28 protein-coding genes are annotated in these 26,245 nt (G+C 71.7%); 9 read left to right on the forward strand and 19 right to left on the reverse strand.

Features of this window, described 5'->3' with window-relative positions; translation table 11 throughout:
* Positions 1-31: 31 nt before the first annotated feature.
* On the forward strand, positions 32-1,375 hold the full coding sequence (locus tag LGI35_RS39490; protein ID WP_227299232.1) for an MFS transporter: 1,344 nt from the start codon (positions 32-34) through the stop codon (positions 1,373-1,375).
* 109 nt (positions 1,376-1,484) lie between these two features.
* Here LGI35_RS39490 and LGI35_RS39495 read toward each other — a convergent pair whose 3' ends face one another.
* From LGI35_RS39495 to LGI35_RS39535, 9 genes are all read right to left on the reverse strand, one after another.
* Entirely contained in the window at positions 1,485-2,837 is a 1,353-nt protein-coding gene (locus LGI35_RS39495) for an MFS transporter (RefSeq protein ID WP_227299233.1), read from the reverse strand.
* A gap of 144 nt (positions 2,838-2,981) precedes the next feature.
* Entirely contained in the window at positions 2,982-4,739 is a 1,758-nt protein-coding gene (locus LGI35_RS39500; RefSeq protein ID WP_227299234.1) for a sulfatase, read from the reverse strand.
* Positions 4,736-5,341, reverse strand: coding sequence for a PadR family transcriptional regulator (locus LGI35_RS39505; RefSeq protein WP_227299235.1), 606 nt, complete (start codon positions 5,339-5,341; stop codon positions 4,736-4,738). Before LGI35_RS39505 ends, LGI35_RS39500 begins: the two co-directional genes overlap by 4 nt.
* Positions 5,342-5,478: 137 nt before the next feature.
* Positions 5,479-5,934 (reverse strand): cyclic nucleotide-binding domain-containing protein, encoded by a 456-nt coding sequence (locus tag LGI35_RS39510; protein WP_227299236.1) that lies wholly within the window; start codon positions 5,932-5,934, stop codon positions 5,479-5,481.
* 90 nt (positions 5,935-6,024) lie between these two features.
* The gene (locus LGI35_RS39515) at positions 6,025-6,768 is read right to left on the reverse strand and encodes an ankyrin repeat domain-containing protein (protein WP_227299237.1); all 744 of its coding nucleotides are present in this window, start codon (positions 6,766-6,768) and stop codon (positions 6,025-6,027) included.
* 129 nt (positions 6,769-6,897) lie between these two features.
* Positions 6,898-7,602 (reverse strand): DUF305 domain-containing protein, encoded by a 705-nt coding sequence (locus LGI35_RS39520; RefSeq protein ID WP_227299238.1) that lies wholly within the window; start codon positions 7,600-7,602, stop codon positions 6,898-6,900.
* Positions 7,602-8,258: a DUF3105 domain-containing protein gene (locus tag LGI35_RS39525; RefSeq protein ID WP_227299239.1), complete on the reverse strand. Its 657-nt coding sequence runs from the start codon at positions 8,256-8,258 to the stop codon at positions 7,602-7,604. Before LGI35_RS39525 ends, LGI35_RS39520 begins: the two co-directional genes overlap by 1 nt.
* A 129-nt stretch (positions 8,259-8,387) precedes the next feature.
* Positions 8,388-8,840 carry a hypothetical protein gene (locus LGI35_RS39530; RefSeq protein ID WP_227299240.1) on the reverse strand — a complete coding sequence of 151 codons (453 nt, stop codon included), beginning with the start codon at positions 8,838-8,840 and terminating at the stop codon, positions 8,388-8,390.
* A 64-nt stretch (positions 8,841-8,904) separates the two neighbouring features.
* On the reverse strand, positions 8,905-9,978 hold the full coding sequence (locus LGI35_RS39535) for a cation diffusion facilitator family transporter (protein WP_227299241.1): 1,074 nt from the start codon (positions 9,976-9,978) through the stop codon (positions 8,905-8,907).
* An 86-nt stretch (positions 9,979-10,064) separates the two neighbouring features.
* Here LGI35_RS39535 and LGI35_RS39540 point away from each other — a divergent pair, with 86 nt between their 5' ends.
* Both LGI35_RS39540 and LGI35_RS39545 read left to right on the forward strand, forming a co-directional pair.
* Positions 10,065-10,475 (forward strand): ArsR/SmtB family transcription factor, encoded by a 411-nt coding sequence (locus LGI35_RS39540; protein ID WP_227299242.1) that lies wholly within the window; start codon positions 10,065-10,067, stop codon positions 10,473-10,475.
* Positions 10,476-10,485: 10 nt separating this feature from the next.
* Positions 10,486-10,950 carry an HIT family protein gene (locus LGI35_RS39545; protein WP_227299243.1) on the forward strand — a complete coding sequence of 155 codons (465 nt, stop codon included), beginning with the start codon at positions 10,486-10,488 and terminating at the stop codon, positions 10,948-10,950.
* Positions 10,951-10,969: 19 nt separating this feature from the next.
* Here the strand turns inward: LGI35_RS39545 and LGI35_RS39550 are convergent, their stop codons facing one another.
* Together LGI35_RS39550 and LGI35_RS39555 are read right to left on the reverse strand one after the other, a co-directional pair.
* Positions 10,970-11,491, reverse strand: coding sequence for a cupin domain-containing protein (locus tag LGI35_RS39550; protein WP_227299244.1), 522 nt, complete (start codon positions 11,489-11,491; stop codon positions 10,970-10,972).
* 874 nt (positions 11,492-12,365) lie between these two features.
* On the reverse strand, positions 12,366-12,995 hold the full coding sequence (locus LGI35_RS39555) for an alpha-ketoglutarate-dependent dioxygenase AlkB (protein WP_227299245.1): 630 nt from the start codon (positions 12,993-12,995) through the stop codon (positions 12,366-12,368).
* A gap of 80 nt (positions 12,996-13,075) precedes the next feature.
* Between LGI35_RS39555 and LGI35_RS39560 the strand changes: the two genes are divergently transcribed.
* Positions 13,076-13,735, forward strand: coding sequence for a TOPRIM nucleotidyl transferase/hydrolase domain-containing protein (locus tag LGI35_RS39560; protein ID WP_376220433.1), 660 nt, complete (start codon positions 13,076-13,078; stop codon positions 13,733-13,735).
* A 163-nt stretch (positions 13,736-13,898) separates the two neighbouring features.
* Here LGI35_RS39560 and LGI35_RS39565 read toward each other — a convergent pair whose 3' ends face one another.
* Complete coding sequence (locus LGI35_RS39565) at positions 13,899-15,341, reverse strand: VWA domain-containing protein (protein WP_227299246.1); 1,443 nt, start codon at positions 15,339-15,341, stop codon at positions 13,899-13,901.
* Positions 15,338-16,207 carry an AAA family ATPase gene (locus LGI35_RS39570; RefSeq protein ID WP_127826944.1) on the reverse strand — a complete coding sequence of 290 codons (870 nt, stop codon included), beginning with the start codon at positions 16,205-16,207 and terminating at the stop codon, positions 15,338-15,340. Before LGI35_RS39570 ends, LGI35_RS39565 begins: the two co-directional genes overlap by 4 nt.
* 198 nt (positions 16,208-16,405) lie before the next feature.
* Here LGI35_RS39570 and LGI35_RS39575 point away from each other — a divergent pair, with 198 nt between their 5' ends.
* The 3 genes from LGI35_RS39575 (at position 16,406) to LGI35_RS39585 (ending at position 18,623) form a co-directional block, all read left to right on the forward strand.
* Entirely contained in the window at positions 16,406-16,903 is a 498-nt protein-coding gene (locus LGI35_RS39575) for a winged helix-turn-helix transcriptional regulator (protein ID WP_227299247.1), read from the forward strand.
* Positions 16,904-17,028: 125 nt separating this feature from the next.
* Positions 17,029-17,565 (forward strand): SRPBCC family protein, encoded by a 537-nt coding sequence (locus tag LGI35_RS39580; protein WP_227299248.1) that lies wholly within the window; start codon positions 17,029-17,031, stop codon positions 17,563-17,565.
* Positions 17,565-18,623, forward strand: a complete 1,059-nt coding sequence (locus LGI35_RS39585; RefSeq protein WP_227299249.1) for an LLM class flavin-dependent oxidoreductase — start codon at positions 17,565-17,567, stop codon at positions 18,621-18,623. Before LGI35_RS39580 ends, LGI35_RS39585 begins: the two co-directional genes overlap by 1 nt.
* Before the next feature lie 23 nt (positions 18,624-18,646).
* Here LGI35_RS39585 and LGI35_RS39590 read toward each other — a convergent pair whose 3' ends face one another.
* The 6 genes from LGI35_RS39590 to LGI35_RS39615 all read right to left on the reverse strand — a co-directional run bounded on the left by LGI35_RS39590 (position 18,647) and on the right by LGI35_RS39615 (position 23,841).
* Positions 18,647-19,027: a VOC family protein gene (locus LGI35_RS39590; protein ID WP_227299250.1), complete on the reverse strand. Its 381-nt coding sequence runs from the start codon at positions 19,025-19,027 to the stop codon at positions 18,647-18,649.
* A gap of 152 nt (positions 19,028-19,179) precedes the next feature.
* The gene (locus LGI35_RS39595; protein ID WP_227299251.1) at positions 19,180-19,875 is read right to left on the reverse strand and encodes an alpha/beta hydrolase; all 696 of its coding nucleotides are present in this window, start codon (positions 19,873-19,875) and stop codon (positions 19,180-19,182) included.
* A 104-nt stretch (positions 19,876-19,979) separates the two neighbouring features.
* Positions 19,980-21,209 (reverse strand): ornithine--oxo-acid transaminase, encoded by a 1,230-nt coding sequence (rocD, locus tag LGI35_RS39600; protein WP_227299252.1) that lies wholly within the window; start codon positions 21,207-21,209, stop codon positions 19,980-19,982.
* Positions 21,206-21,997, reverse strand: coding sequence for a dimethylargininase (ddaH, locus tag LGI35_RS39605; RefSeq protein WP_376220007.1), 792 nt, complete (start codon positions 21,995-21,997; stop codon positions 21,206-21,208). Before ddaH ends, rocD begins: the two co-directional genes overlap by 4 nt.
* A 144-nt stretch (positions 21,998-22,141) precedes the next feature.
* Positions 22,142-22,645: an Lrp/AsnC family transcriptional regulator gene (locus tag LGI35_RS39610; protein WP_227299254.1), complete on the reverse strand. Its 504-nt coding sequence runs from the start codon at positions 22,643-22,645 to the stop codon at positions 22,142-22,144.
* Positions 22,642-23,841, reverse strand: coding sequence for a PucR family transcriptional regulator (locus LGI35_RS39615; protein WP_227299255.1), 1,200 nt, complete (start codon positions 23,839-23,841; stop codon positions 22,642-22,644). Before LGI35_RS39615 ends, LGI35_RS39610 begins: the two co-directional genes overlap by 4 nt.
* A gap of 123 nt (positions 23,842-23,964) precedes the next feature.
* On the opposite strand from LGI35_RS39615, the gene LGI35_RS39620 reads away from it, so the two are divergent.
* Positions 23,965-24,558: an urease subunit gamma gene (locus LGI35_RS39620; RefSeq protein ID WP_264484702.1), complete on the forward strand. Its 594-nt coding sequence runs from the start codon at positions 23,965-23,967 to the stop codon at positions 24,556-24,558.
* Positions 24,555-26,240, forward strand: a complete 1,686-nt coding sequence (locus LGI35_RS39625; protein ID WP_227299257.1) for an urease subunit alpha — start codon at positions 24,555-24,557, stop codon at positions 26,238-26,240. The genes LGI35_RS39620 and LGI35_RS39625 overlap by 4 nt, the downstream gene beginning before the upstream one ends.
* Positions 26,241-26,245: the final 5 nt, after the last annotated feature.

Genomic DNA, 26,245 nt, shown 5'->3' on the forward strand with positions numbered 1-26,245 from the left:
CTTCCCCGCCTCTCCTGTCCCCGGAGGCTTCATGCCGACACAGCCCGCCGCCACCCGACAGAGCCCGTACAGAGCCGCCTTCGCGGCCCTCGCCGGCACCTCGATCGAGTGGTACGACTTCTACGCCTTCGCCACCGCGGCGGCGATCGTCTTCGACGACCTGTTCTTCCCGCCGGACATGTCGCCCTACCTCAAGACCCTCTCGGCGTTCGCGACCTTCGCCGTCGGCTTCCTGCTGCGTCCGCTCGGCGGCATCGTCTTCGGTCACATAGGCGACCGCGTCGGCCGGAAGAAGACCCTGGTCATCACGCTCATGATGATGGGCGGCGCCTCGTTCGCGATCGGTCTGCTCCCCACCTACTCCCAGGTCGGCGCGCTGGCCCCGGTTCTGCTGATCACGCTGCGCCTCATTCAGGGCATCGCGATCGGCGGCGAGTGGGGCGGCGCCGTACTGATCGCGGTGGAGAACGCCCCGCCCGGAAAGGCCTCGTTCTTCGGTTCGTTCGCCCAACTCGGCTCGTCCGTGGGTGCGTTGCTGTCGACCGGCGCCTTCAGCCTCATGAACCTCTTCGGGAACGACGCGTTCATGAGCTGGGGCTGGCGCGTGCCGTTCCTGGCGTCCTCGGTGCTTGTGATCGTCGGCCTCGTCGTACGGGTGAAGCTCGAGGAGTCGCCCGTCATGTCCGAGGTGCGTGAGGAGCACGCCGCCACCGAACAGAAGCTGCCCGTCGTGGAGGTCTTCCAGAAGGCGTGGCGCACGGTCCTCATCGGTGTCTTCGCCCTGGCCACCGCGACCGGCGGCTACTACGTGGTGACCAGCTTCCTGCTCTCGTACGGCACCGGTGACCTCCACCTGTCCGAGTCGATGCTCCTCAACGGCCTCACCCTGGCGGCGTTCCTGGAGCTCCTGGTCACGCCGTGGCTGTCCTGGCTGGCGGACCGGGTGGGCCCGCACAAGGTCGTCATCGCGGGCCTGGCCGGCGTGATCGTCCTGGCGATCCCGCAGTTCATGGTCCTCGGCACCGGCAGCGTCGTCCTGATCTGGCTGCTGATGCTGGCGATGCGCCTGGTGATGTCCGCGCTGTACGGGCCCATCGCCTCGATCCTCGCGGAGGGCTTCGCCCCGCACGTCCGCTACACCGGCATCTCGCTGTCCTACCAGATCTGCAACCTGGTCTTCGGTGGCCTCGCGCCGCTCGCGGCGGTCTCCCTCGCCGCGGCAGCGGGCGGCCACTACTGGCCGACGGCGCTCATGCTCATGGTCGTCTCGGCCATCGGCATCTGGTGCACGGCCCGGCTCCGGAGCCTGCGAGTGCCGCAGACGCCGGAGGGGACGGCCGCGCTGACGGAACGGGAGGTGGCGAGCGGCGTCTGAGCGTCGCCGACAGCTCACCGCGGCCGGGCAGGACCCGTGCACGCCGAGGCGCACCGCGCGCCGGGCGGCACGGATCCGGCCCGGCCGCGGTGCTGTCGTCACCCCGATGTCACCCCGCGCCCAGAGCCTCTCTCCTGCGCCGGTCGAGTTCCCCCTGTACCCGTGCCACGTCCTGCGCGTACGGACGGTAGAGCAGGGTGAGGACCGCGCCGTTGACGAGCATCAGGATGACGAGGACCCACAGGAACACCGGCCGGAGCCCGACCACGTCGCCCAGGAAGCCCGCGCCGAGGCTGAACGCCGCCCAGGCGATCGCCTCGAAGACGGACACGTAGATCGCGAAGGCGGCGGCACGCTGCTCGGGTGGGGTGACGGCCATGACCATGGGCCGGTTGACCGGCGGGTTGATCCCCTGGGCCAGGCCCATGAGACCGAAGAAGACCGCGAAGAGGGCGATGCCGTCGTACGCGATCTGAGTGCCGAAGAAGGCCACCACGGCGAACGCGAACTGTGCGCCCTGCAACACCGCGACCAGCCCGTACCGGGGGCTGCGGCGCGCGGCCCAGTCGGCCGCGAAGCCGCCGAGGAGGGTGCCCAGGAAGTAGCCGATGCCCATCGGGAGCAGCACCACCGAGGCGACCTGGGTGCTGAAGCCGAACACGTCCACCAGATAGACCACACCGAACGTGGAGATCAGGAGGTGGCCGGACAACAGCCGGGACACCAGCAGGATGAACAGGCTGCGGACCCTGAACAGCGCCACCGCCTGCGACCAGGTGACCTTGGTGGCGTGCGCCGCGCGGGCCTCCTGGCCCAGGTCGGCGAGCTGCCGCTCCGCGGCGCCCCGGCCGGGATCGCGGAACCACAGCCAGATCCCGCAGCCGAGCACGATGTTGAACGCGCCGATGCCCCACAGACCCCATCGCCAGCCGTCGTCGACGCCGGCCAACTGGCCTTTGAGCGGCCCGATCACCGAACTGACCAGCGCCACGGCGCCGTACACGAGTCCGACCGCGCGGCCCCGCGACGAGCTGTCGAAGAGGTCCCCGATGATCTCGGTGATGACGGGGTGGGCGGCCGCGTAGCCCGCGGCGAGGATCGTGTAGAGCACGAGGAGCTGGGCGAAGTTCTGGGAGAAGCCCGCGGCCACACCCCAGACACCCCACAGGCCCGTCGCGAGGACGAGGACGCCCTTGCGGGACCAGCGCTGTGCGGCCCACACCCAGAACGGACCCGTGAACACCCCCACGATCTTGCTCGCGGCGGTGAGGACGCCGAGCGCCCCGAGCGAGATGCCGAGCGACTGCCGGATCAGCGGGAAGAGGCCGCTGACGAGGCTCGCCTCCGTGCTGTCGACCAGCAGCGCACCGCCGAGCAGCGACAACTGGCGCCCGCGCCGGGGCACCCCGGGAGGTCCGATGTCCTTGGTCGTTCTCGCTGGCCCATCGATAAGCTCGGGCATGGCGCCACCCTTTCTTGGCATGGTTCTTCGCTGGAGCGGTGCGGGAGGGGAGAGGTGCCTGCCGGTGACGGGGTGGCCGCCCCGTCACCGGCGTTCCTGCGGTGGTGCGGCGGCACGGACCTTCTGGCCCGGGCCGCGGTTCGGTCAGAGCGCGGCGAGTTCCTCGGCGACCAGCCGCAGCCGCGGCGCCGGGAAGAGCCCGCCCGCCATGGCGGCGACGTCGATCAGAGGCGTCGGCCCCAGGATCTGCAGGAGTTCCGAGTCCACGACACCTGGCAGGTGGCGGCGCAGGACCTCCACCGCCACCGGGTCGGAGATCAGAGCCCGGATCGGTGTGCGCAGCGAGAAGCGGCCCTGCGGGTAGTCGTCGGCGCGCGGCAGGGGCTGCGCGGCGACCTCGGCCTGTTCGCGCTGGGCGCGCACCAGCAGGTGTTTCTCGGTGACGGGCCCCACCGCGGGGAGCCCGAGCCGCTCGTACTGGCCGGGCGGCGCCTCGTTCGCCCGCATGAGATCCACCATCAGACGCGCCATGCGCAGCTCCACCGCGTCGTCGGCGAGCGGGGTGCGCTGCTCGGGGTCGGACTCCAGGTCGTAGAGGAGCGTGCCGTGCTGGTACGGGTTGAAGAGCGTGCGCCCGGACATGCGCAGCGTGCGGACGCCCTTCGTGAAGCCGAAGGGTTCGGCGAGCTCCAGGTCCGCGAGCTCCTGCGGCGTGAAGCGGCCCCGCATGTGCGTCGGCATCAACGTGTGCTCGTGCAGTGGAGCGTTGTCGGGGGAGACGGGTGCCCTCATGTAGACGTAGCGGCCGTCGGTGACATTGACGTGCCCGCCGTGCATGCCGAACAGGCCCGCCTCGCGTACGGACGTGTCCGAGAGCGGCGCGCCCTGCATGTCGCCCGGCCGCGGGACGCCGAAGAACTCCAGGAGGGTGGGCGCCAGGTCGATGGTCTGCACGAGGTCCCGGCGCCGCTCGCCCGTCGCGCCGGTCCGGGGATCCCAGGCGAACAGGGGCAGATGGACGAGCTCGTTGTACCAGGGCTGCACGCTCTTGCCCCACCACCCCTTCTCGCCGAGCAGCAGACCGTGGTCCGTGCAGACGAGGAGCAACGTGTCGTCCCACAGGCCGAGTTCGTCCATCGTGTCGAGGACCCGCCCGAGGGAGTGGTCGCACATGGACAGCAGCGCCGCGTACTCGTACCGGGCGTGCCCGACCTGGTCGTCCGTCTCCACCACGCGCTTGTAGTCGGGCCAGTCGAAGTGCGGGCCGTCGTAGTCGTGCGGATAGAGGTCCTTGAAGCGCTGGTGGCTGAAGAACGGCTCGTGCGGGTCGAAGGTCTCGATCTGCACGAACCAGTTGTCCGCGTCGCGATTGGTGTGGACGAACTCCAGGCCGGCGTCGAACGTCAGCGTCTGCGGATGACGGTCCTCGGTCGCCATGTGCGGCCGGTTCACCCAGTCCTGCCGGTAGATGCCCCCGAACCGGACCTTCTTGAGGTCCTCGGGCATCTCGGGATCCGCGACCTGCCCCTTCCACGGGTCGCCCTCCTGCCCGCGGAAGAACTCCCAGGTGTTGTACCGGCCGTGATAGGTCGCGCCGCCGTCCTCCCAGTAGTGGGGGTGGTCGCTGACGAGGTGGGTGTAGACGCCGCTCTGCTTGAGCAGTTCGGGCATGGAGTCGTCGAACGGCTCCAGCGGACCCCAGCTGCGGTGCAGGAAATTGTGCCGCCCGGTGTGGATCTCACGGCGGGCCGGCATGCAGGGCATCGAGCCCGCGTAGCAGTTGTCGTACGTGACGGACCGCTCGGCGAGCCGGGCGAAGTTCGGCGCGTGCGTCCAGTCGCCTCCGTACGGCGGCAGCATCCGCCGGTTGAGGCTGTCGAACATCACCATGATCGCCTTCATGCGGCGTCCCCTGTCTGTATGGGTGTACGGCCGTCGGACTCCGGCCGTCCGGTCTCCAGGCGCCGCAGCATCCCTTCGAGCCAGGCCACCCAGCGGTCGACGGACGAGGCGCCGTAGGCGTGCAGCTCGTCGCTGATCTCGCGCGCCAGGTCCTGGTCCAGCTCGGGCAGCGGGTTCTCGAATCCGATGCGCCGGTCGCGGTCGCGGTTGGCGGCGATCTGGGCGCGCCGATACGTGAGTTCGGTCGTGATCAGCCGGATCGCCGCGTCCTTGTCGAGCGGGGCGGCGAAGCTGAACCTGGCCAGGAAGTCGGCGTCCTGGAAGCGGCTGGGCGGGTCGTACGGGGAGCGCACCCACTCCATCAGGACGTCGCGCCCCCGTGGCGTCAGCCGGTACACCTTCGCGTCCGGCCGGCCCTCGCGCGGATCGACCTCGTACGCCACCCAGCCGTCGTCGACCATGCGTCCGAGCAGCCGGTAGATCTGGCTGTGATGGGCGCGCGAACGGAGGAACTGCCCTTCTGTCTCCACCCACTTGCGCAGGTCGTACCCGCTGAACGGGCGGTACGACAGCAGCGCGAGCAGGACGTACTCGAACTTCACGACCCTCAACCCCTATGTGCACAATCACTTATGTGCAGGGATTCATATCGCCGGGGGTGGGGGCAGTCAACAGATCCGACCAGCTCTTGTCGAGGCGTTCACAATCGGCCCGACGGGCGAAAGGGCGTGGAGCGCCGTCAGATCGGCTGCGTCCGGTGGATGGAGTACTGCTCCATGAGCTTGGCGCGCGTCGCTCCGAGCCGGTACGCGAGGATCTCGGCGACGGTACGGATCAGGGTCATGCCCAGCGCGGGATCGGCCTCGCAGAGATTGCGCACCGCCTGCGCGTCGAACTCGTAGGCGCGCACGGTGCTGAACGCCTCGGCCCCGAAATCCCACTGGTGCGGCGGGAACAGCCATGACCAGCCGAGCAGATCACCCGCGCCCAGCGAGGCGACGGTCACCCGCCTGGTCTCGGTGACCTGCTGGTCCAGCGAGACCGCGCCCGAGCGCACGACCCAGAACCGGTCGGCGATGTGGCCCTCCTCGAAGATCCGCTCGTCCTCTTCGAACGACACCTCCTGGGCGAGCGTCATCAGTCGTTCGCGGTGCTCGTGAGGAAGAGCGGTCAGCAATCGCGTCGCATTCGTCATGGACAGGCCTCCTCGCCGAGGTTCCCCACCTTCCATTGGAGCCGCCATGGGCCGATTGAGCACCCCGGGGGCGGCACCGAATCACGGGAACTACGCAGAGTCACCCCGCGGCTTCGTGACGACAGCGGAAAGCCACTCGACGACGTCCGTGGCCCCCTGCTCCCGCGCGATGTCCAGCGGAGTCCTGTCGCCGTAGCCGACCCGGTGGGGATCCGCCCCCAGCTCGTACAGATACCGGGCGGTGGCCAGGCGGCCGCCGTGGCAGGCGCACCAGAACGCGCTCGACACCTCCTCCGGCGTCGGCGGTGCCTCGGCGGCCGCGTGGGCCCGGACCCGGTCGAGCAGACCGAGCGACGCGGCCTGCTCGAACGTGACGCGGGCGCCGTGCTCGACGAGACGGGACGCCGCGCGCCACTGCCCGAAGGCGCAGGCGTCGGCGAGAGGAGTGCCGTCGCCGATCACCGCGCCCGGCGCCTCGATGTCCGCGCCGGCCGCGACAAGGGCGTCGACGGCGGCGACGTCGTCGTTGCTCGCCGCCCAGTGCAGGGGCGTCTCGGTGTGCGCGCCGGAGAAACGCGCGTGGGGGTCCGCCCCGGCCTCCACCAGGGCGGCGAGCACCTGCGGACCGTTGGGGAAGTGGCCGGGCCAGTCGGTCGCGATGTGCAGCAGCGTGCGGATCCCGGAGCAGTCCGGGTGGGCGGTCTCCGCGATCTTGGCGGAGGCCAGCCCCGGGTTCTCGGCGAGCAGTCGCCGCAGGGCCGGTACGTCGCCCTGGCGGATCGCCCGCGTGACCGTGACGGCGAGCGGGTCCTGCGAGTCGATGGTCGTCGTCATGGGGGGCCTTCTGCCGGGACGGGATGGGGCAGGACGAGAGATCGGGCGGGGCGGGGTCGGGCGGTGCACCGCCATTCTGGCAGTGCCCCGGAGGGCCGTCCCGTGGTCGGCGGGACGGCCCCGGCCGCGTCAGCGAGGCGACGAACCGCGCGCCCGCAGCAGGTCGGCCATGAGCTTCATCTCCGACTCCTGCGCGTCGACCATGCCCTGCGCGAGACGCCGTTCCACCGGGACCTCGCACTGCCGGGCGCAGGCGCTCGCCATGTCGACGCCGCCCATGTGATGGGCCGTCATCAACTGGAGGTACAGCACCTCGGCGTCCTCGCCCTCGGCCTTGCGCAGCTGGTCGAGCTCGGCGTCGGTGGCCATGCCCGGCATGAGCGCGCCGCCCTTCGCGGCGATTCCGTCGTCCCCGTGGCCATGCGCGTGACTGCCACCCATCCACGCCATGTAGCCGCCGTCCGGCGCGACCTTGGGCAGCCCCCACAGGTCGAGCCGGCCCAGCAGCATGCCGCGCTGGTTGGCCTGGGTGTTGGCGATGTCGTAGGCGAGCCGGCGCACCTCCTCGTCGTCCGTGCGGTCGCGGACGACGAAGGACATCTCCACCGCCTGCTGGTGGTGGACGGCCATGTCCCGGGCGAACCCCGCGTCCGCGGAGCCGACGGCCGGCGGCTCGGCCCGCGCCGGCTTCGCCGCGCCACTGCCGGGGGTGGCCAGGACCCACAGGGCCAGGGCGAGGGCGACGAGGACGGCCGCGCCGACGAAGAGCAACCGGACGGGAGCCGGACGCCCGGCCGCTTCGCCGGACCCGACGGTGTCCGCGGACGCCGTCATCAGCTCCCCTCCAGACCGTTGGTGCAGGCGGCGCCGGGCTCGGGGGTCTGCGCACCCTGCACGTACTTGGTGAAGAACTGCTCGACCCGCGGGTCGGACGCCTTGTCGACGGTGAGCTGGTGGCCCCACGCGGACAGCATGATCGGACCCGCCTGGCCGTCGACCGGACTCATCAGCGAGTAGGGGGTCTTGGCGACCTTCTCGCCGAGCTTCGCGACGTCGGCGTCACCGGCCTTGCCGTTGTACGTCACCCAGACCGCGCCGTGTTCGAGGGAGTGCACGGCGTTCTCGTTCGGTATGGCCTTGGTGTAGACGGTGCCGTCGCACGTCATCCAGGCCTGGTTGTGGTCCCCGCCGACGGGCGGGTTCATCTTGTAGGTGACGGCCTTGGTGACGTGGTCGCGGCCGAGCTTCTTCGCGTCCCAGCTCTTCTCGCCCCGCACGGGCTTCTTCGCCGCGGCTGTCTGCTGTTCGTCCTTGTCGTTCGCCCTGTCGATGGCGTACGCGCCGAAGCCGACGAGCCCGGCGACGATGACCGTGCTGAGTGTGACGGTGATGATGCGGTTGCGCCGGTCGCGGACCTGCTGGGCGCGGCGCATCTCGTCGATACGGGCCTTGCGCGCGGTGGCCGCTGCCCTCTTGCTGGTTCTGCTCATGGGTATGGCTCCTCGCCGCCGCGCGGTGTCGTGGCGCGGCGGTTCTGCGGGACGGGTGATGTCGTGGTGTGCGCGAGCGCGCGTGCGGCGCGGCGCGGCGATGAGCGCCCGCGCCGGCCCGACATCGGCCTAGGTCCGCTGAATCTGGAGGACGTGGAGATCAGGGGCGGTGCCGGAGGGCGGGAGGCCCGACGGGGCCGGGGGCGGGGCGTCCGGCATCGCGGCGGCGGGCATGCGGGGGAGAACCGCCGCATGAGGCTGCGCGGGAGCGGAGAGCACGGCGCGTACGCCCCGGGAGGCCGGGTCGCAACACCTGTCCCCGGCCGGGCAGTCGCCCCGGCGCGCGACGGTCTCCGCCGCGTGTGGCTGCGCGGATCGCACGTGATGCTGAGTCGCGCTCCCGGCCGCAACAGAGGTCACCGTGGGAAGGTAGCCGTCCGCCGTGCTGTCGGTGCCGTGGGCCGCGGGGCCCAGGCACATCACCAGTGCCGCGAGCAGCACGCCCAGGGCAGGGCAGAGCGCGGCGATCCGCGTGGCCCACCACGCGCCGCGCCCCGCACACTGCGTCCTGCTTCCGGTCATCACCGGTGATGTTAAGCGGTGCCTGTGAACGCCCTGTTGGGCAGGGGGCGAAGCTCCCGGGTCTCTACGCGGAGTGGTGGGCGAGCACCGCGTGCGGGTCGGGTGCGCCGGGGTCGGGCGCAGGGTCGGCGTGCACGAGCGCGCCGGTGAGCTTGGGGACGGCGTGCAGCAGGGCGTGCTCGGCGGCGACCGCGACCTCGTGGGCGGCGCGCACGCTGAGCGCGCCGTCGACGACGATGGCGACCTCGGCGCGCAGCCGGTGCCCGATCCACCGCATCCGCAGTTCGCCGACGGCCAGCACGCCGGGTACGTGTTTCAGTGCGTGCTCGGCGCTGTCGACGACGGCCGGGTCGACGGCGTCCATCACACGCCGGAAGACCTCGCGGCAGGCGTCGCGCAGCACCAGAAGGATGGCGGCGGTGATGGCCAGTCCCACGAGCGGGTCGGCGAGCCGCCAGCCGACGGCGGCGCCGCCCGCGCCGATGAGCACGGCGAGCGAGGTGAACCCGTCCGTCCGCGCGTGCAGTCCGTCGGCGACCAGCGCGGCGGAGCCGATGTCACGGCCGACGCGGATGCGGTAGCGGGCGACCCATTCGTTGCCGAGGAACCCGATCACGGCGGCCGCGGCCACGGCCGGCAGGTACGTGATGTCCCGCGGGTCGATGAGCCGGTCGACGGCCGTCCACGCGGCGAAGGCCGCGGAGGCGGCGATGGTCAGGACGATGACGAGCCCGGCGATGTCCTCGGCGCGCCCGTATCCGTAGGTGAAGCGGCGGTTGGCGGCCCGCCGGCCCAGGACGAAGGCGACGCCGAGCGGCAGCGCGGTGAGGGCGTCCGCCGCGTTGTGGACCGTGTCGCCGAGCAGCGCGACCGAACCGGAGAGGACGACGACGACCGCCTGGGCCGCCGCGGTCACGCCCAGTACGGCCAGCGAGATCCACAGGGCACGCAGGCCACGGGCCGAGGCTTCGAGTGCCCGGTCGGTCTTGTCGGCGGTTTCGTGGGAGTGCGGGGTGAGGACGTGCGCGAGCCGGTGCCGCCACCGGGCCGCCGCCGACGAGGGGCCGTGGCCGCGGTGGTGATCGTCGCCGTGGTGATGCGCGCCGTCATGGGGTGCGTGTCCGTGCTGAGGGCTCAAGGGTCGGGCCTTCCTGGACGGGGGCGGAGGCTGAGGGACCGGGGCGGAGCTGGACACCGGAAGGCGTCCCGTTCCATTATGTGCGTATGAGCGCACGCATGCACCTGTCACCTGCGCACGGTGCGCACCCGCGAGACCCGAGCGACGAGCAGCTTGCCTACGCCGCCGACCTCCTCGGCCTCCTCGCCGACCGCACCCGTCTCGTACTGCTGCACACGCTCGGCAGTGGCGAGGCGGATGTCACGACGCTCACCGAGACGTGCGGCGCGGCCCGCCCCGCCGTCAGCCAGCACCTGGCGAAACTCCGGCTCGCGGGCCTGGTGACCGTCCGCAAGGAGGGCCGCCGCATGATCTACGCGCTGCCCGACGGGCATCTGCGACGCCTGGTGAGCGAGGCGCTGAACCTCGCGGACCATCACCTCGGGCCCCGGCCCGCGACGCCCGGCATCACCGCGCCCCAGCCGGAGGGGCCGCGAAGGCGCCGTTCGGGAACCTAGGATCCCCGGCATGACGGATCCCGACTGCTACGCGTGCGGCGAGGAAGCGCGGTTCGCCGGCCTGCCGCCACGCGAGCGCATCGCCTTCGACGAGCACTGGCGGGTGGTCCACGCCATCGGAACGACGCTGCCGGGATGGCTGGTGCTGCTGCCGCGACGCCACGTGACGGCCGTCCATGACCTGACCGACGCGGAGGCCGGGACTCTGGGCGCCTGGCAGGTCGGGCTCTCCCGCGCGCTGCGCAGGGTGACCGGCTGCGAGAAGACGTACGTGGCGCAGTTCGCGGAGGCCGAAGGCTTCTCGCACGTGCACTTCCACGTGGTGCCCCGGCCGCCCGACCTCCCGCGGGAGCGCCGCGGTCCGGGTGTCTTCGCGATGCTCGGCCGGCCGGAGGGGGAGTGGGTGACGGACGGCGAGGCGGACCGGATGGCGCGTGCGCTACGGGCCTGTCTCCGCCCCGATCCGCCCATGTGACCGTGATGGTGACACGGTGTCAGTTCTCTGCCGGTGAATCCTGGTCGAGTACGTACAGCTCCGGCAGGTTGACGACGATCGCCTCCTGCGTGCTGCGCGCGATCACGACGACCGCCTCCTCGTCCGGGCTCGGGTTCTCCTCGCGGTGCGGGACGTAGGGCGGAACGAAGATGTAGTCGCCGGGTGCCGTGCGGAGCCGGACCTCTTCGGGGGTGCCGGTGGAGTCGTCCAGGAACACGAACTCCGGGTGGCCCTTCACGACATGGATCGCCGTCTCCGAAGCGCCGTGATGGTGGTTGGAGGAGGCGGTGTCGGGGGCCACGTGTGTCTGGCCCATCCAGATGCGCTCGGAGCCGACCGTGCTGCCGCTGATCGCCGCGAACCGCCGCATGCCGCCGGTCTGCGCGGTGTCGCCGTCCAGTTCGCCCGCGCGGATGTGGTGGAGCCGGACGCGCAGTGGCGGCTGTGCGCCATGGTCCGGGAGGTCGGGGTGGAACGCGTCGTGCTCGGGGGAGTCGCCGGTGTGTGAAGGTGTGGCCATGGCAGTCCTGCTCGTCGTGGGCGGGCCGTCGGCGGTGGCCCGGCGTGGGGAGCGGTGCGCGCGCCGGTGTGGTGGGTGCCGAGGTCGACGGGGACCAGGGGGTCCCGGCTCGCTCGGTGCCGTGCCGGGAACGCTCAAGATCCACGGCCGACCGTAGAGAGCCGGTCGAACGGATGTCAAGGTTTGTCCGTTGCGGCGGCTTCGGGTCCTGATCGCGGCCGGAGTCGTGTTCGGCGGTGGTCCGGCCGCAGGTGGCCGAAGGGCCGATCCTGACGTTGGGTCACTGCCTGATGAAGCGTCAGGAGGATGCGGAATTGGATGAGTTCATGGGTGGCGCTGGGGCCACGTACGTCCGCGTGCGGGCGAGCCGGCCGTCGGCGGTCGTCCGGTCGGCGGTGGAGGTGCCGACGTGGCGCCGGCCCGCGCGTTCGTACAGCCCGATGGCGGCGCGCGCGGCCGTCTCGACCTCCAGGACCGGTGTCTGCCCGCGCGCCGCGGCGGTCCCGATCGCCCGGTCGAGCAGCAGGGGACCGCTCCGCTCCGCCGGGCGCGGGTGCCGGCGAAGAGCCGCGCCCCGGCCGGCGGGCGCCGCAGGGGCGGCCCGGCGGCCGCGGCCAGGGCGAGTCCTGGCGGGGTGAGCACCATGTGCCCGACGACATCGGCGCCCGCCATGACCACCCAGGCGTCGGTCATGCCGTGTGGGGTCAGCCGGCCCGCCGGATCTGCGGGCCGGTCCACCGGATGGTGCTCGGCCGCCTGGACCCCGGCGAGGGCCTCGACGCAACGGGGCAGATCGGCGTCGGCGCGCGGGCGCCGCGAGAGTTCGTTCGTGTCCGTCGTGCCGGGATCCCGGCATCCATGCGACCTCGCGGGGTCACTGCACCCCGTGCGGCCGGAACTGGATGCTGATCCGGCCGCCCGCGGCCCGCGTCGTCTTCGGGACGGCGTGCTCCCACGTCCGCTGGCAGGAGCCGCCCATCACGATCAGATCGCCGTGGCCCAGCGGCCGGCGGACCACGTCGCCGCCGTCGCGTGGGCGCAGCAGCAGATCGCGCGGCGCTCCCACGGAGAGGATGGCGACCATGGTGTCCTCGCGGGCGCCGCGCCCGATGCGGTCGCCGTGCCAGGCGACGCTGTCGCGGCCGTCGCGGTAGTGGCACAGCCCGGCCGTCGTGAAGGGTTCCCCGAGCTCGGCCGCGTAGTGCGCCGACAGTGTCCGTCGGGCCTCGTCGAGGACGGGGTGCGGGAGCGGCTCGCCCTCGCCGTAGAAGGCGAGCAGGCGCGGCACGTCCACGACCCGCTCGTACATCTGGCGCCGTTCGGCCTTCCACGGCACCTCCGTGGCGAGCTGCTCGAACAGGGCGTCGGCGCCGCTGAGCCAGCCCGGCAGCAGGTCGATCCAGGCGCCGTCGCCGAGCATGGTCCTGCGGACCCCGTCCAGCGGGCTCAGTCGCACGTCGTCGCCCTGGTCGAACAGGGACCCCTGGAGTTGGTGCGTTGCCATGAGGACAGCGTACTCCTAGATTCGAACGTGTGAGCTAATTAGCTGGACGCGGACACCCTGTGCCCTGCGAAACTGGGCGTGTGGACGAGATGAGACGGTTCCGTCGGGCGGCCGGGGCGTGGGCGGCGCACGGAGGTGATGACGGGCCGGCCGCACAGGCGGCCCGCGAGCTGGCCGTCGCGGCCGGTGTGCGCAAGGTCGTCCTGGTCGAGGGGGAGAGCGACCTGGTCGCCGTCGAGGCGCTGGCCCGGCGGCGCGGGCGCAGGCTCGACGAGGAGGGCGTCGCGGTGCTGCCGCTCGGCGGCGCGATGAGCATCGGGCGGTTCCTCGCCGTGTGCGGCCCGGACGGGCTCGACGTCACCGTCGCCGGGCTGTGCGACGCGGGCGAGGAACACTACTTCCGCAGTGTCCTGGAGCGGACCGGCCCGCGCCCCCACCTCACCCACGCGGACATGGAGAAGCTCGGCTTCTACGTCTGCGTCGCGGACCTGGAGGACGAGCTGATTCGCGGCCTCGGCGTGGACACCGTGCAGGAAGTCCTGGACATCGAGGGCGACTTGAGGTCCTTCCGCACCTTCCAGAAGCAGCCGGCGCAGCGGGAGCGGGGCGTGGAGCGGCAGTTGCGGCGGTTCATGGGGACGCACAGCGGCCGCAAGGCGCAGTACGCGCGCTCACTCGTGGAGCGGTTCGACCTCGACCGGGTGCCACGCCCTCTGGACCGGCTCCTCGCGCATGTCTGACTCCGGGGCGCACGGCTGGCTCCGCCCGCACGTCTGACTCCGGCACGCACGGCAGACCCCGCGCACACGGCAGACCCTGCGCACACGCCTGACCCGGCACACGCCTGACCCGGCGCACGCCTGACCCGGCGCACGCCTGCCCCAGGCGTCGCGAACGGCCCGGTCAGACAGGCAGCAGCCGCGCGATCAGCGCGCTCAGCTGCTGGGCGTTGCGGCACTCGTGCATCTCGACGATCTCCGCGTACGTGTCGGCCGCCGAGTCGCCGGTGTCCCACAGCGAGCGCCGTTCGGGGTTGAGCCAATAGACCTTGCGGGCGCGCCCGGTGACGTCCCGCAGCGCCCCCGTGTTGGGGTCGCTCATGTTCGTACGGGCGTCGCCCAGGACGAACACGGTGCTGCGCGGGCCGACCGCGTCCGCGTACCGCTCGGCGAACTCGCCCAGCGACGTGCCGTAGTCGCTGCTTCCGTGCCAGCCCGTCACGGCCGCCGCCGAGAGGATGCGCGCGCTCAGCCCCTCGGGCCCGGCCGCGTCGCGGCCGATGAGGTCGGTCACCTCGTCGACGCGGTTGACGAAGGCGAACACCCGCACCTTGCTGAACTGGTCGTGCAGTGCCTGCACCAGCAGCATCGTGAAGTTGGCGAACCCCGCGACCGAGCCGGACACGTCGCACAGGAGGACGAGTTCGGGACGGGCGGGACGGCGGCGGCGCAGCACGGGCCGCATCGGGACGCCGCCCGTCGACAGGGACCCACGGAGCGTGCGGCGCAGGTCGATCCGCCCGCGCGCGGCCCGGCGCCGGCGGGCGGCGAGACGGGTGGCCAGCATGCGGGCCAGGGGCTGAACCGCCCTGCGGAGCTCATCCAGCTGGGCGCGCCCCGCGATGAGGAAGTCGACGCGGTCCGCGGTCGGGGCGATGGCGCGGCGGGCGATCTCGTCGGTGCCGCGACGCTCGGCGACCCGGCGCCGCGCCTCGCTGCCCACGCGCCCGCGGAACGCCTGGATACGGCGCCGGATCTCGTCCGCCTGCAGCCGGTCGGTGAACTCGTCCTCGCCGGCGGCCCCGGCCCGGATCCCGGCGAGGATCCGGGCGAGCAGGGTCTCCGGGCGCAGCCGTGCCAGCGTCTGGTGCGAGGACCAGCCGTCCGAGCGGCTGGACGGACCCGATCCTCCGGATCCGCCCGGGCCGCCCGCCCCGTTCGCCGTGCCGTAGCCGCCGAGGCCGTCCACCGCTTCGGCCGCCAACTGGTCCAGCAGTTCCTGGTCGTTGGCGGCGAGCGCGGCGGCGAGCCGCTCGCGCAGGTCGGCCGTGTCGGAGTCCCGCCAGGCACGCCCGGCGCCGGACTCGTGCCGTGTGTCCTGCGGGGCGCCGACACTCCGGGGGAAGTACAGATCGAAGACGGGGTCGAAGACGGCCCGCTGCCCCTCGCTGTGCAGCAGCGCCGCCGCCAGGCCCTCGCGCAGGTGCTCGCGGTCGGTCAGGCCGAGCGCCTCGACGGCGAGCCCGGCGTCGACGGTCTCGCCGGTGCCGATCCGGACGCCGTGCGAGCGCAGCGCCTGCACGAGGGCGGTGAGCCGCTCCGGGACGCCGGCCGCCGTCGCGCTCACACGGCGTCCAGGTCCAGCTTGGCCGCCGCCTTCAGCACGTCCTCCTGATGCTTGAGGACCACGCCGAGCGTGTCGCGTACGACCTCCTCGTCGAGGGTTCCGGCGCCGAGCGCGAGGAGCGTGCGGGCCCAGTCGATGGTCTCCGCGACCGACGGCACCTTCCGCAGGTCCATCGCGCGCAGCGCACCGACCACCCGCACCACGGCCTGCGCCAGCGCCTCGTCGAGCCCCGGCACCTTGAGGCGCACGATCCGGCGCTCCAACTCCTCCTCGGGGAAGCCGATGTGGAGGAAAAGGCAGCGCCGGCGCAGCGCCTCGGACAGCTCACGGCTCGCGTTGGAGGTGAGGACGGTGAACGGGCGGCGCGTCGCGCTGATCGTGCCGAGTTCGGGCACCGTCACCTGGAAGTCGCTGAGCACCTCCAGGAGCAGGCCCTCCACCTCGACGTCGGCCTTGTCGGTCTCGTCGATGAGCAGCACCTTGGGGTCGCTGCCGCGGATCGCCGTCAGCAGCGGGCGCGGCAGCAGGAACTCCTCGCTGAAGATGTCCGTACGGGTCTCGTCCCACGACTCGTCGCGGCCCGCCGTGATGCGCAGGAGCTGCTTGGCGTGGTTCCACTCGTACAGGGCGCGCGATTCGTCCACGCCCTCGTAGCACTGGAGCCGGACGAGGGTGGCGCCCGCGACCTCGGCGACGGCCTTGGCCAGTTCGGTCTTGCCGACGCCCGCGGGGCCCTCGACGAGGAGCGGCTTGCCGAGGCGGTCGGCGAGGAAGACCGTGGTGGCCACCGCGGGGGACGCCAGGTAGCCCGTCGCGGCGAGCCGCGCGGACACATCGTCGACGGACGTGAAGTACCCGGACGTCATGCGTGAGCCCCCTCCTCGTGCGGCGCCTCGCGCCGGCTGGTCTCCGCCACTGGATCAGTTGCGTGACGGGCTCCACAACAGGGACGCGGAGTTTGCGTCGTAGGTCACGTGCCACAGCCGTACGGAACGCCCGAACCGGTCGCTTCTCGCGGGTCCGAACTGCTGGGTCTCAATCCGAGACCCTCGTATGCTGACGGCATGAGGCGGACCTCCTTTGCCAACTGGCCCTGCTCCATCGCCCGCACCATGGACCTGCTCGGCGACTGGTGGACGCCGCTCGTCCTGCGTGAGGCGTTCTACGGGATCAAGCGGTTCGACGTGTTCCAGGCGGAGCTCGGCATCGCGCGCAACACCCTGGCCGACCGGCTCCGGCGCCTCGTGGACGAGGGGCTCATGGAGAAGCGGGCCTATCAGCACGAGCCCGTCCGCTACGACTACGTGCTCACGGACATGGGGCGCGACTTCTTCGGAGTGCTCGCCGCCATGAACCGCTGGGGCGACCGCTGGCTCGCGGAGGAGGCCGGACCGCCCGTCGTCTTCCACCACGACCGGTGCGGCCAGGAGGGCCACGCCGAGGTCGTGTGCAGCGAGTGCAAGGAGCCGATGACGGCCGAGGACACGCGCCCCCGTCTCGGTCCGGGCTACCCGCCCCGACTGGCCGACCGCCCCGACATCAAGGCACGCTTCAGCGGCTGACTCCGGGGCGTCGCCCTTTGTCCGTCCCTCTTGACGAGTAAGTCTATCTACGCAACTCTCATGCTCAGGGCCGCCTTCGCAGACCCCGCAGAGTGAACTTCCCGCAGACGGAGAGGCAACCGGCAATGGAGTGGACGGGCGCGCGCTACGCCGACAGACCGACGGTCGAGGTCCGCAGAAGGGTCCTGGCGTCGCCGGAGCGGGTGTGGGAGTTCGTCTCCGACATCGACCTGATGCCCACGCTCAGCGCCGAACTCCAGTCGGTCGCCTGGCTGGACGGCGCGGCGGGACCCACGCTCGGTGCACGGTTCGCCGGACGCAGCAAGCACGAGTCGCTGGGGGAGTGGCAGACCACCTCGTACGTCGTCCGGTGTGAGGCGCCCCGCGTGTTCGCCTGGGCGGTCGAGGACCCCGAACAGCCCAGCGCCCTCTGGAAGTTCACCCTGACACCGCTCGACGACGGCGGCACCGAGCTGGCCCAGTGGATGCAGCTCGGCCCCGGCCGCTCCGGGCTCTCGTACGCGATCGACCGGATGCCGGAGAAGGAGCAGAAGATCGTGTTCGTGCGGCTGCGGGAGTTCGAGCGGAGCATCAGCGCCACGCTCGACGCGATCAAGGACCTGGCCGAGGGCGGCCCGGCTCCGGAAGGGCGGGGCGAGTGATGCGTACGTCCACGACGATCGAGGCCTCGGGCGGCAATTGGGGCGAGACGGTCGACTTCGTGACCGAGGCCGAACGGCTCGGGACGGACATCTGCTGGGTGGCCGAGGCGTGGGGCGCGGAGGCCCCCTCGCCGCTCGGGTACCTGGCGGCGCGCACGGAGAGGATGCTGCTCGGCTCCGGGATCATCCAGCTGGCCACCCGCACCCCGGCCGCGATCGCCCGCGCGGCGATCACTCTCTCCAACATCTCCGGAGGCCGCTTCCTGCTCGGACTCGGTCCGTCGGGGCCGCAGGTGATCGAAGGGCTGCACGGGGTCCCGTTCGCGCGGCCCCTGACCCGTATGCGCGAGACCGTCGAGATCGTCCGGCAGGCCGTGGCGGGAGAGAAACTCGCTTACGAGGGAAGGGAGTTCACCCTCCCGCTTCCCGGCGGCGAGGCGAAGCCGATGCGCCTGTCGATGCGGGCCGAGCACGACCTGCCCGTCTATCTGGCCACGCTCTCGCCCAAGATGCTGCGGCTGACCGGCGAGATCGCGGACGGCTGGCTCGGTACGAGCTTCGTGCCCGAGGGCGCGCAGAGCGCCTATTTCGACCATCTGGACGCCGGGCTCGCGGCGGCCGGCCGCAAGCGGTCCGACCTGGACATCTGTCAGGGCGCCGAGGTGGCGTTCGCCGACGACGAGGACGCGCTGCGCGCGATGGTCGCGGGCCGCAAGAAGGAACTGGCCTTCAGCCTGGGCGGCATGGGATCCGCGACCACCAACTACTACAACAACGCCTACAGCAGACAGGGCTGGGCCGACACGGCGGCCGAGGTCCGGGCCCGCTGGCAGGCGGGCGACCGCGGCGGAGCGGCGGAGCTGATCACCGACGACATGGTCCTGGCCACCACTCTCATCGGCACCGAGCCCATGGTCCGCGAACGCCTGCGGGTCTGGAGCGCCGCGGGCGTCGACACGGTCCGCCTCTACCCGGCCGGCGACACCCTGGAGGCCCGTCTGACCACGCTGGGCAGGGCGCTGGATCTCGTACGGGACGTGGGGCGCGAGGGGCGCTAGTCGGGTCGGATACGGTCGGCCGTCTACGCGTAGTTGCTGAGCTCGATCAGGTTGCCGTCCGGATCCCGCACGTACACGCTGAGGAGGGGACCGGTGGCGCCCGTGCGGTCGACCGGTCCTTCCTCCAACGGGACGCCGTGGCTTGCCAGTTCGGTGATGATCCGGTCGACGGGCCCGTCGACGATCAGGCACAGGTCCGCGCTGCCGGGCGTGGGGCGAGCCGCCTTCGGCTCGAACTCGCGGCCCGCCTCGTGGAGGTTGATCTTGCTGTGGCCGAAGGTCAGGGCGCGGCGGCCGCCCCGGAAGGTGACCGCCTCCATGCCCAGGACCTTCGTGTAGAAGGCCACTGTGGCGTCGAGGTCGTGCACGGTGAGGACGAGGTGGTCGAGTCGGTCGATGCGCATGGCGCAACCCAATCAAGCATCGGGCGGCGTGTCGACGCGCGCCCGAGCGCTGCCCGTCCGCTGCGTGAGCGGCCCACCGTGCCATCGGCCGGAGAGTTCGTGCAGCCGGTGTGTTCGTGTAGCCGGTGTGTTCGTGTAGCTGGTGTGTTCGTTCAGCCGGTCTGTTCGTTCGCCGCCTTTTCGATCAGGTCGGCGACCGCGGTCGGCTGCGAGGCCAACGAAGCGTGCCCTGCGGCGAGTTCGATGACGGCGCGCGGGTTCATCCGCTCGGCCATGCGGCGTTCGTTGGCCGGATTGATCATGCGGTCGTCCGTCGACACCTGGTACCACGTCGGCTTGACCCGCCAGGCGGGGGCGGTCACGTTGTCCCCGAACGTCGAGGCCAGGGGCGCCTTCTGGGTGACGGCCATGACGAGGGCCTCCTCCGCGGGCAGATCCTGGCAGAAGCTCTCGTGGAACTTGTCCTGCTTGATCCACAGATAGCCGTCGGAGTCGGGTGCGAGGTTCTCGATCGCCGCGGGCGCCAGCTCCTGGCTGATCTGCCCAGGGCTCTCACCCGCATCGGGCGCGAACGCGGCGACGTAGACGAGGCCCGTCACGTTCGGCAGGTCGCCCGCCTCCGTGATGACGGCGCCGCCGTAGGAGTGCCCCACCAGGAGTACGGGGCCGTCCACCTGCTTGACCATCTTGCGGGTGCGCTCGGCGTCGTCCCTAAGTGAGGTCAGGGGGTTCTCCACCGCGTGCAGAGAGCCGAAGCCGCGGTTGTGCAGCTGCGTGATGACCTTGGCCCAGTGGGCGGCACCGCCCCAGAACCCGTGCACCAGAACGACAGTCGGCTTGTCGGCCATGACGACACACACCAGTTTCGATCGGGGAGAGCGGTCCCTCCCACGCTAAGGCCGAGGTCACGGCCCGGCCACCGCTGACGGTGGCGGGCCGTGACCCAGGGTGCTCAGGGCTGTCCCAGCACCCTCGCCAGTGCGGCGAGCGCCGACTCCAGTTCCTCACGGGTGATGGTCAAGGGCGGGGCCAGGCGGATCGTCGAGCCATGGGTGTCCTTGACCAGCACGCCCTCGGCCAGGAGGAGTTCGCTGATCCGGCGGCCCGTTCCGATGGCCGGGTCGATGTCGACCCCCGCCCACAGTCCGCGGGCCCGGAAGCCCGTGACGCCCTTGCCGGTGAGGGCCTCGAGCCCGGAGCGCAGCACCTCGCCCAGATCGGCAGCCCGGCGCTGGAACTCGCCCGTGGCGAGCAGGTCGACGACGGCGGAGCCGACGGCAGCGGACAGCGGGTTCCCGCCGAACGTGGAACCGTGCTCGCCCGGCCGCAGCACCCCCAGGACGTCCCGACCCGCGACGACCGCCGACACCGGCACGATGCCGCCGCCGAGCGCCTTCCCGAGGAGCAGCATGTCGGGGCGTACGGCTTCGTGGTCGACGGCGAGCGTGCGGCCCGTGCGGCCGAGGCCCGACTGGATCTCGTCGGCGATGAACAGACATCCGGCCCGCCGCGTCAGGTCGCGTACCCCGGTGAGATAGCCGTCGTCCGGGATGACGACCCCGGCCTCGCCCTGGATGGGTTCGAGCAGGACGGCCGCCGTCGTCTCGTCGACCGCCGCTTCGAGCGCGGCCAGGTCGTTGTAGGGGACCACGCGGAAGCCCGGCGTGAACGGCCCGAACCCGGCGCGGGCCGACTCGTCGGTGGAGAAGCTGACGATCGTGGTCGTCCGGCCGTGGAAGTTGCCGTCGGCCACGACGATCGTCGCCCGGTCCGCAGGGACGCCCTTGACCTCGTACGCCCACTTGCGGGCGACCTTGACGGCGCTCTCCACGGCCTCGGCGCCCGTGTTCATCGGCAGGACCATGTCGAGGCCGGTCAGCTCCGCGAGGCCCTCGGCGAAGCCGGCCAGCCGGTCGTTGTGGAAGGCGCGCGACGTGAGCGTGAGCTGGTCGAGCTGACAGTGGGCGGCCTCGATCAGTGCCGGGTGGCGGTGGCCGAAGTTGAGGGCCGAGTAGCCGGCGAGGAGGTCGAGGTAGCGGCGGCCCTCGACGTCCTCGACCCAGGTGCCCTCGGCGCGGGCGACGACCACGGGCAGAGGGTGGTAGTTGTGCGCGAGCACCGGTGTCTCGGCGCTGATGAGCTCGGCCGAGGAACGCGGGGCCTTGACGGGGGCGACGGTCATGAACGGATCTCCTGGGTGCAGCACTTGATGCCTCCGCCGGCCTTGTGGAACTCGGAGAGGTCGACGGGGACGGGGACGTATCCGCGGTGGCCGAGCTGTGCGATGAGCCCGGTGGCCTGCGGGGCGACGAACACGTGGCGGCCGTCGGAGACGGAGTTGAGGCCGAAGGCCATCGCGTCGTCGCGGGTGGCGAGCACGGCACGCGGGAAGAGCCGCGCGAGCACCTCGCGACTCCCGGCCGAGAACGCGTCCGGGTAGTACGCGATGGTGCCGCCGTCGGGATCGTCGGGGTCGTCCAGGGCGAACAGCGCGGTGTCCAGGTGGTAGAAGTACGGGTCGACCAGACGCAGTCCGATGACCGGTACGCCGAAGAACTCCTGCGCCTCGTCGTGCGCGGCACGCGTCGTACGGAATCCGCTGCCCGCGAGTACGTAGCGGCCCGCCGGTACGAGGTCGCCCTCGCCCTCGCAGACCGACGCCGGGTGGTGGACGTCGTAGCCCGCCGCCTTGAACCACGTCTCGTACTCCGCCGACTCCGGGCGGCGCTGCTCGGCGTGGAAGTTCGAGCCGAGGACGCGGCCGGCCACGACGAGCGCCGAGTTCGCGGCGAAGACCATGTCGGGCAGGCCCGGCACCGGCGGCACGGTCTCGACCGTGTGCCCGTGCGCGCGGTAGGTGTCGATCAGGTTCTGCCACTGCGCGAGGGCGAGCGCGGTGTCGACCCGCACGTCGTCGCGCATCCACGGGTTGATGGCGTAGTGAACGTCGAAGTATCTGGGCTCACACACCAGATAGCGCCTGGGCACAGACGGGTACCTCCGCTTCCTGCGGGACGACCATCAGGGGGTGTCTCCACGGTAGGAAGCGGCGGTCACGCTCGACAAGGCCAGTTGAATGCGTGTGCCCGCAGTAATGCTGCGTAGAACGGGAGGTCAGCGCTGGATTGCTGCGTCGTCCGGGGCGGCCTCGCGGGCCCCGGCCTCCGCGCTGTCCGGCAGCAGGTGGGAAAGCACCATGTAACTGATCGTCTTGCGGATGAACGGCTCGGCCCTGATGCGTTCGAGCACCTCTTCGAAGTGGCCGACGTCCGTGGCTCTGACGTGCAGCAACGCGTCGGCACCGCCCGTCACCGTCATGGCGGAGGTGATCTCCGGATGGTTGCGCACGACTTCGGCGAGCCGACGGGGCGGCGCCGCGCCGTCGCAGTACACCTCGACGAACGCCTCGGTGCTCCAGCCGAGCGCGGCCGGCCGGACCGTCGCGGTGTACCCGGTGATGACGTCGTTCTCGCGCAGCCGGTCGGCGCGCCGCTTGACGGCGGTGGCGGAGAGGCCGATGGCCGCGCCGATCTCCGCGAAACTCGTCCTGGCGTTGGCGATCAGCGCCGCGACGATCTTGCGGTCGAGGTCGTCGAACGCCACATGCTTGCTGTTCATGGCCGGTGGTCCTTCTGGTGCTGGTCACGGGCGCGCAGGGCGAGGGCCACCAGGGCGGCGTCCTCGGGGCGCCGCACGTCGCGGCCGGTCAGCTCGGCGAACCGGTTGATCCGCTGCTGGATCGTGTTGCGATGGCAGTACAGGGCGGCCGCGGTGTCCGCGACGGACCCGGTCCCGGCCAGATGCGACCGTACGGTATCGAGGAGGCGCCTCGTCTCACCGGCGGGCACCGCCTCCGCGTCGAGCCCACTGAGGACGTCGTCGGCGAGGTCCCGCCCGAAGCCCTCGGCGCGCTGCACCAGGACGTCGAGCCAGCTGTCCTCGAGCCGTCGGGGTCCCGCCGCGTCCGACGGCAGCACGCGCGCCGTGGCCGTCGCGAGCACCACCGCGCGAGGTACCGAGGCCAGGCCCGCCGTGGCGGAAGCGACCCCGCACGGCGTCTCCTGGAGCAGCGCGAGTACCGACTCCGCCGTCGTGCGCCGGCCCAGCTGCACGGCGAGTACCAGATCCGAGGCGACCTCCTGCAACTGGACGGGAGTCTCCGAGGTGCGCAGCGCCGTGGCGGTCCTGCGCAGTCCCGCCCCGTACTGCGGCGGCGCCACCGCGCACAGGAACCGGTCGTCGGCCTGGAAGCCGAGGGCGAGCGCCGCGTCCCGCACCACCGTCGGGTTGCGGCCCTCGCTGTCCAGGAGCCGGGAGAACCACATGCGCCGCTCGTCCGCCGCGCGGCGCCCCATGTCCAGGATCGTGCGCTGATACGCCGTCATGATGCCGGTGACGTGCCTCTCCACGGCCTCCCACACGTGGTACGCCGACGTCACCAGCTCGGCCTTGTCCTTCTCGCCCGCCTTGTCGACCAGAGCCGCCCAGACGACGCGGAAGTCGAGGCGCGCCGCCGAGAGGAGGGAGTCCAGGGGGACACCCTCCCGGGCGCGCCGCTCCCCGACCCGTTCGGAGACGGTGGCGATGCGCTCGGACAGGGGCAGCCCGGCGACCGTACGCAGCAGGAACTCGAACGCCTCCCAGGCCGTGGCACGGAACTCCTCCTCCGGGACGCGGTCCGCGTAGGAGGCACGGACCGGCCGCACGCACTCCACCCAGAGGCCGACGAGGCTGTCGATGTCCTCCAGACAGCGCCGGGCCAGCTCGGTCACCCGGGGATCCGGGGGCGGGAAGAGGATGGACTCACTGTTCATGTGCACAATCCTGGCCGCCCCATCGGCGCCAAATCAACGTTGGCTTCGCGCCACACCCCGTGAATTCTTGGAGTGTCCGGCAGGCCGTGGCCGGAATTCCACCGCATGGAGGGCCGGGAAACTGTGCATTTGACCCCTCGCGAGCTGGAGCGGATCCAGCTGTTCACCGTCGCGGAACTCGCGCGCCGCCGCAGGGCACGCGGGCGGAAGCTGAACGCGCCGGAGGCGATCGCCCTGATCTGCGACGAGGTTCTCGAAGCCGCCTGGGACGGCCTGAGCCTCGACGAAGTGATCGCGGCGGGCCGCAAGGTCCTCACCGAGGACGACGTCATGGACGGGGTGCCGCAGATGGTCACCACGATCCAGGTCGAGGCCCTGTTCCCGAGCGGTACGTCGCTGGTGGCGATCGACCACCCGATCCCCACCGCGGGCGGGAGCGGCGGGCCGGGGCCCGGCGCCGTGCGCACCGCACCCGACCCGGTCCTGATCAACACGGGCAGGCTCCGCTCGCGGCTGACCGTCCGCAACAACGGAGACCGCACCGTCTATCTGTCCTCGCACTACCCGCTCGCCGAGGCGAACGCGGCCCTGGAGCTCGACCGCGAGGCCGCCGCGGGCATGCGGCTCGACATCCCGGCGGGCACCGCCCTGTCCTTCGAACCCGGCGCCGTACGCGAAGTCGACGTGGTGACGGCACGCCATGAGGAGGCGTCATGACACAGGTCGACCGCCGCACGTACAACGCCCTCTACGGGCCCACGACCGGCGACCGGATCCGGCTCGGCGACACCTGCCTGTGGGTCGAGGTGGAGCAGGACGACGGCACGCCGGGCGACGAGCTGCTCGGCGGCTGTGGCAAGACGGTCCGCGACGGACTGCTGGCCTCGCCGCGCTCCGAGCGGGACTCCGCGCTCGACATGGTGGTCGCCGGGGTGGTCCTGATGGACCCCGTGCTCGGCGTCCGCAAGACCGACATCGGCATCAAGGACGGCCGGATCGTCGCCGTCGGCGGCGTCGGCAACCCGGACGTGATGGACGTCGACTTCGCCATCGACTCGCACACCTCCGTCATCCCGGGTGAGGGCCTGATCGCCACCCCCGGCATCGTGGACAGCCACGTCCACCTCTCCTCGCCCGAGGTGGCGCCCGCCGCGCTGTCCGCCGGAGTCACCACCCTCGTCGGCATGGGCCTCGGCGGCGTGTGGGAGATCGGCTGCAACCCGGCGCACAACCTGCACACCCTGATGGCGTCCTGGCGCGGCACCCCGCTCAACATCGCCTTCCTCGCCCGGGGCTCGTCCACCTCGCGCGCCCTGCTCGACGAGTCCGTACTCGCGGGCGCCGGCGGCTTCAAGATCCATGAGGACTTCGGGGCCACCCCGCGCATCATCGAAACGTGCCTGGGCACCGCGGAACAGGCGGACCTGCCCGTCGCCATGCACACCGACTCCATGAACGAGTCCGGCTATCTGCGCGACACCATCGGCGCCACCCGCGGCCGCACCGTGCACGCCTACCACGTGGAGGGCGGCGGCGGTCACCCCGACCTCCTGGAGATCCTCTCCGAGCCCAACGTGCTTCCCTCGTCGACCACCCCGACGGTTCCGTACACCGCGAACACCGTCGGCGAGCTGTTCCCGATGACGATGACGGTCCACCGGCAGAACCACCACTCGCCCAGCGACATCGAGATCTCCAAGGGCCGCATCCGCGGACACGCCATCGCCGCCGAGAACGCCCTGCACGACCTGGGCGCGATCAGCATCGTCAACTCCGACTCCATGGGCATGGGCCGGATGGCCGAGACCGTGCGCAGAACCTGGCAGCTCGCCCATGTGCAGGCCCTCGCGAACGGCGCCGGGGGAGTGGAACACCCCGCCAACGCGCGGGCGTTGCGGTATCTGGCGAAGATCACCCTGAACCCGGCGATCGCGCACGGCCTGGCCCACGAGGTGGGATCTCTCCAGCCGGGCCGTATGGCCGACCTCGTGCTGTGGCACCCCGCGTGGTTCGGCACCAAGCCCGAACTCGTCGTCAAGGGCGGCTTCGTGGCCTGGGGCAACACCGGATCGGGCTCCGGCTCCACCCGCCTGACCCAGCCCCGTACCTACCGTCCCTACTTCGGAGCGCTCGGCGACGCCCCCGCACGCCTGTCACGGATCTTCGTCGCGCAGGCCGCCCTGGAGGACCGGAACGCCCGCGCCGCGCTCCCGCAGGGTCTGCAGTACGCGCCGATCGTCGGCGCACGCGGCCTGACCCGGGCCGACATGCTGCACAACACCGCCACGCCCCGCGTCCACGTGCCGCGCGAGCCCGCGCCGGTCCTGGTCGACGACGTCCCCACCGGAACCGACGCCGTCACCGAACTGCCCCTCGCCCAACTGCACCACTTCGCCTGAGGGAC

This window comes from Streptomyces longhuiensis, assembly GCF_020616555.1.
In the GTDB taxonomy this organism is placed as follows: domain Bacteria; phylum Actinomycetota; class Actinomycetes; order Streptomycetales; family Streptomycetaceae; genus Streptomyces; species Streptomyces longhuiensis.

Bases quoted from the DNA above. Each gene is read 5' to 3' on its own strand.
- LGI35_RS39615 (WP_227299255.1), bottom strand. From the start codon at position 23,841: ATGAACAGTGAGTCCATCCTCTTCCCGCCCCCGGATCCCCGGGTGACC.
- LGI35_RS39570 (WP_127826944.1), bottom strand. From the start codon at position 16,207: ATGACGTCCGGGTACTTCACGTCCGTCGACGATGTGTCCGCGCGGCTC.
- LGI35_RS39525 (WP_227299239.1), bottom strand. From the start codon at position 8,258: ATGAGCAGAACCAGCAAGAGGGCAGCGGCCACCGCGCGCAAGGCCCGT.
- LGI35_RS39500 (WP_227299234.1), bottom strand. From the start codon at position 4,739: ATGAAGGCGATCATGGTGATGTTCGACAGCCTCAACCGGCGGATGCTG.
- LGI35_RS39530 (WP_227299240.1), bottom strand. From the start codon at position 8,840: ATGACCGGAAGCAGGACGCAGTGTGCGGGGCGCGGCGCGTGGTGGGCC.
- LGI35_RS39545 (WP_227299243.1), top strand. From the start codon at position 10,486: ATGACGGATCCCGACTGCTACGCGTGCGGCGAGGAAGCGCGGTTCGCC.
- LGI35_RS39495 (WP_227299233.1), bottom strand. From the start codon at position 2,837: ATGCCCGAGCTTATCGATGGGCCAGCGAGAACGACCAAGGACATCGGA.
- rocD (WP_227299252.1), bottom strand. From the start codon at position 21,209: ATGACCGTCGCCCCCGTCAAGGCCCCGCGTTCCTCGGCCGAGCTCATC.
- LGI35_RS39550 (WP_227299244.1), bottom strand. From the start codon at position 11,491: ATGGCCACACCTTCACACACCGGCGACTCCCCCGAGCACGACGCGTTC.
- LGI35_RS39510 (WP_227299236.1), bottom strand. From the start codon at position 5,934: ATGACGAATGCGACGCGATTGCTGACCGCTCTTCCTCACGAGCACCGC.
- LGI35_RS39540 (WP_227299242.1), top strand. From the start codon at position 10,065: ATGAGCGCACGCATGCACCTGTCACCTGCGCACGGTGCGCACCCGCGA.
- LGI35_RS39555 (WP_227299245.1), bottom strand. From the start codon at position 12,995: ATGGCAACGCACCAACTCCAGGGGTCCCTGTTCGACCAGGGCGACGAC.
- LGI35_RS39595 (WP_227299251.1), bottom strand. From the start codon at position 19,875: ATGGCCGACAAGCCGACTGTCGTTCTGGTGCACGGGTTCTGGGGCGGT.
- LGI35_RS39490 (WP_227299232.1), top strand. From the start codon at position 32: ATGCCGACACAGCCCGCCGCCACCCGACAGAGCCCGTACAGAGCCGCC.
- LGI35_RS39610 (WP_227299254.1), bottom strand. From the start codon at position 22,645: ATGAACAGCAAGCATGTGGCGTTCGACGACCTCGACCGCAAGATCGTC.
- LGI35_RS39585 (WP_227299249.1), top strand. From the start codon at position 17,565: ATGCGTACGTCCACGACGATCGAGGCCTCGGGCGGCAATTGGGGCGAG.
- LGI35_RS39580 (WP_227299248.1), top strand. From the start codon at position 17,029: ATGGAGTGGACGGGCGCGCGCTACGCCGACAGACCGACGGTCGAGGTC.
- LGI35_RS39520 (WP_227299238.1), bottom strand. From the start codon at position 7,602: ATGACGGCGTCCGCGGACACCGTCGGGTCCGGCGAAGCGGCCGGGCGT.
- LGI35_RS39575 (WP_227299247.1), top strand. From the start codon at position 16,406: ATGAGGCGGACCTCCTTTGCCAACTGGCCCTGCTCCATCGCCCGCACC.
- LGI35_RS39515 (WP_227299237.1), bottom strand. From the start codon at position 6,768: ATGACGACGACCATCGACTCGCAGGACCCGCTCGCCGTCACGGTCACG.
- LGI35_RS39625 (WP_227299257.1), top strand. From the start codon at position 24,555: ATGACACAGGTCGACCGCCGCACGTACAACGCCCTCTACGGGCCCACG.
- LGI35_RS39590 (WP_227299250.1), bottom strand. From the start codon at position 19,027: ATGCGCATCGACCGACTCGACCACCTCGTCCTCACCGTGCACGACCTC.